3 protein-coding genes are annotated in these 3,492 nt (G+C 65.5%); 1 reads left to right on the top strand and 2 read right to left on the bottom strand.

Annotated features, from left to right (window positions below; genetic code table 11):
* Positions 1-224: 224 nt before the first annotated feature.
* Entirely contained in the window at positions 225-653 is a 429-nt protein-coding gene (locus VAE53_RS13230; protein ID WP_322819592.1) for a DUF1801 domain-containing protein, read from the bottom strand.
* The gene (locus VAE53_RS13225; protein ID WP_322819591.1) at positions 650-1,057 is read right to left on the bottom strand and encodes a DUF1801 domain-containing protein; all 408 of its coding nucleotides are present in this window, start codon (positions 1,055-1,057) and stop codon (positions 650-652) included. Before VAE53_RS13225 ends, VAE53_RS13230 begins: the two co-directional genes overlap by 4 nt.
* Before the next feature lie 509 nt (positions 1,058-1,566).
* On the opposite strand from VAE53_RS13225, the gene VAE53_RS13220 reads away from it, so the two are divergent.
* The coding region (locus VAE53_RS13220) for an AAA domain-containing protein (RefSeq protein WP_322819590.1) at positions 1,567-3,492 on the top strand (1,926 nt) is incomplete at its 3' end.

Raw genomic sequence — 3,492 nt, 5'->3', positions numbered from 1 at the left:
GTCGCGGACGGACCTGCGCATCGATAGCTTCTCCTTGTTCTTCGGGGTGAGATTCGGGGCAGTGCGGCCGTCTGGCGCCCGCCTTGATGCCGCGGGCCCTTCCGGAAACGCCCGCTGCTCGGGGCCCGAGCCACCTGGCCCGCATCCGGGATGGTAGCCCGAGTTTTAGACTGTGTCTAGATCTGGAGCCGATGTCGATCGGCGACCCCGGGGCCTGCCAGCCCTCAGAAGCCGGCCCAGCCGGGCAGCGCGGCCGCCTGTCGGACCCACGCCTCGAGCTGGGGCGCCAGCGCCGCGAAGCCGCCCTCGGGGATATCGACCCAGCGGGCCTCCGGGTCCTTCCCCTTGCCGGGAGGTGGCGGCTCGAGAAGCGCGCCGCGGAAGAACGTCACCTTCACCGATCTGGTGAAGCAGTGCACCGTACAGAACCATCCCTGCCCTTCGACCCCGTAGAAGGGGGAATTCCACCGCACCGCCCGCTTCACCTCAGGGACGACCCGCGCGACGAGGGCATCGAACTGCTCGCCGACCTCGCGCTTCCAGCCCGGCATGGCGGCGATGTAGGCGCGGACGGGTGCATCGCCATCGCCCTTGGGGATTTGTGGGTTGCCGCCGGCGAGCAGACGCGGGCCCTCGCCGCCGCCGCTCGTCATGGGGCGCGCCCCTTTGCCTTGGCCGCGGCGTTGAATGCGGCTGCGGCGCGGACGAGATCGCGGAAGGCCGCGGCGTCGAGTTCGTCGCCTTCGAAGAGGTCGATCGCGCGGCGGGTGCCCGCCTCGAGGCTCGCGTTGAAGAGGCCGGCCGGGTCGGGCAGGCTGGCTCCCCGGGCGAAGGTCAGCTTGACCTTGTCGCGGTACACCTCGCCGGTGCAGATGAGGCCCTGGAGCGACCAGGCGAGCACGCCAGCGGGGTTGCTCGGCTTCACCCATTTCACCTCTTCCAGGACGTCGGGCAGGGCCTCGTGGATGAGCTCACGGGCGCGTGCGAGCGTGGCGGCGCGCCAGTCGTTCGGGTCCGCGAAACGCCCGCCGATGGGGTCCGGCGATGGGGTGGGCATGGCCTTCTCCGGGCGCGGATTTCGTTGCCGAGTGTATCACCGGCCCGGCGCGACAAAAACGCGACACAATAACGTCATCCTGGAGCACCAACTGGAAGCTTCGGGGCGATGAATAGGCGTTACCTTGATGCGAGCAATGGTCGACAACTAGACTACGTCGACCATGTCAGGACGTACTGCCGGCATGAACCACTCGTGACAAGGCGAATATGGAGGAGAAAACATCGGCGTTAGTCGCGTTCCTCAGGGAAAACGCGACAATCAGGCGAAAGCGGATCAGCTCGTATGGCTCGGGCGATGAGGTCCTCTGGTTCGCTGACGTTCCAAGGGAACGCGGCGAATGCCGCTCCCCTTTTCTGACTGACCGGACAGGGGAGCTGGCCGAGCTGTGGCTCGAAGTTCGTAAGAACCGTGAGCCTGCCCGACCGCCTGTGCCGCAAGTCGCAGAGGCTTGGGTGCGACCCGGGGACCTGGATCAGGCCGAGAGAGAGCCCGAGCTTCGCACCGAGATGACGGACCTCGTTGAACGGCAAGTGCTGGATTCCGATGGGACGCTCGTAGCCGAGAAAGTGCCTGAGCTCCGACGCCTCGCTGATCACCCAGAGGTTCAGGAGGCCTGGCGCGAGTACCTCGTGAACAAGTGGGAGCCGTGGGCCAAGGAGAAGCAGCGGTGGCAGGAGGTCCAGCAGGTCTACGAAACACTGGACGTCATGCGGCGTCGACTCGAGGAGGCCGAGGAGCGCTATGAGCTCGTACTGGCCGTCGGGCTATTGCAGTGGCGCGATCCCACTGGAACGGCTGTCGAGCGCCACGTCCTCACGGCACCCGCCGAGCTCACCCTCGATGCAGCACGAGGTGTGCTCACGGTCGTTCCGGCGGCCTCGTTCGAGCGCTTCCGAGTAGAGCTCGACATGCTGGAACTCGAGCACCGTCCCCGAATGAATGAGGACGACATCGGCGCCTTGCTCGAAGCCCTCGAGGTGCAGGCCTGGGACACGAAGTTCGTTGCTCCGATATTGCGCGAGATTGCGAACCGCCTTCGCGCCGACGCGCAGGTCGACGAAGAAGCGATCGCCCGCGCCGACCGATGCGAGGAGCGCCCGCGCTTGTCTTTCGCTCCGGCACTCGTGCTGCGCGCGCGCCGACCGACTGCGTACGAAGGTTTGCTCGAAAGGTTCCTGGAACAAGCCGGCGGTCGGTTGAACGCCACCGAGCCGTGGCTTCGTCTCATTCGGGAGGGCGAGGAGACGAGCGAGGGCGGTGGCTCGGACAACGCTTCCGACCGAGGAGCCGGTCGGCTCGAAACGTTGGATCGCCTTCTCTTTCCGTTGCCCACGAACGAAGAGCAGCGCCAGATCGTGCGCCGCCTGCAGGCTCAGCCCTGTGTTCTCGTCAAGGGCCCGCCGGGCACAGGAAAGAGCCACACCATCGCGAACCTTATCTGCCATCTTCTTGCCCAGGGAGAGCGAATCCTCGTCACCGCACAGGCCCCGAAGGCCCTCGAGGTCCTGCGTGGCCTGCTGCCGTCCGACATCCGTGACTTGACGGTCACTGCGCTGGGCTCCTCGCGCGACGAGCATCGCCTTCTGGAGGAGAGCGTTCGTGGCATCGTGCGGCGACGCGCCGAATGGCGTGGGCTAGCCATCGCGCAGCACGAGATCGAGAAGGCCGAAAAAGAGCTCTGTTACTACGAAGACGATCTCGCAAGGGTGGAGAGCGACCTGCATGTCTTTCGGGAGGCCGAAACGCACTCACACGAGCTGCCTGGCGGCTACGCGGGGACGGCCGCGCAGATTGCGCGCCAGTTGGCCAAAGAGGAAGAAGAATTTAGCTGGTTCCCCGCGTTGCCTTCCAATCTCGCCTTTCCACTCGATGAGTCCGAGAGCAGCTTTCTGGCGGAGGCTCATGCTCGTTTCACGGCCGAGGTTCGTACCGAGCTCGAGCTGGAAGTTGGCGATGCCGACCTTCCCGGTCCAGACGAGTTCAAAAAACTGATCGCGCGATTCAACGCTGCCGAGGAATCGGAACAGCGCGCGAGCGGTGGAGCGGACAGACAGCGACTGACCCACTTGCAGTCGAGCTCCTCTGAGCGGCTTGACGAGCTGCGCGAAGCGGTGGACGCGCTCGCCCGTCTCACCATCCGAGCAGGTCGCGTGTTGGGTGAGGTCTCCACGACGATCCTCGAAGACCTGCTATCCTCCGCCGACACGCGATGGAGTCGCCAAGCCGCCGATTCGGAAGTTCGCCTGAGAGTCGCGGAGCGCCTATTCGAAAGGGTAGCCACGGTGCGCGTCGAAGTTCCGGACGACATCGAGGAAGACCGCCTGAGAGCGGATGTCCAGCGACGTCTGCGGCACTTCGAAGAAGGTGGGCGGAAGGGCTTTTGGGCCTTCGCCCCCACGGTTGTACGAGAAACCCGCTACATCCTCGAGCGT

The sequence above is a fragment of the Tepidiforma sp. genome, from assembly GCF_034432735.1.
Taxonomy (GTDB): Bacteria; Chloroflexota; Dehalococcoidia; order Tepidiformales; family Tepidiformaceae; genus Tepidiforma.
Note: the sequence above shows the minus strand (reverse complement) of the source record. Positions and strands in the feature narration are given on the sequence as shown.

Coding starts and splice junctions, on each gene's coding strand:
- VAE53_RS13225 (WP_322819591.1), bottom strand. CDS start 1,057: ATGCCCACCCCATCGCCGGACCCCATCGGCGGGCGTTTCGCGGACCCG.
- VAE53_RS13230 (WP_322819592.1), bottom strand. CDS start 653: ATGACGAGCGGCGGCGGCGAGGGCCCGCGTCTGCTCGCCGGCGGCAAC.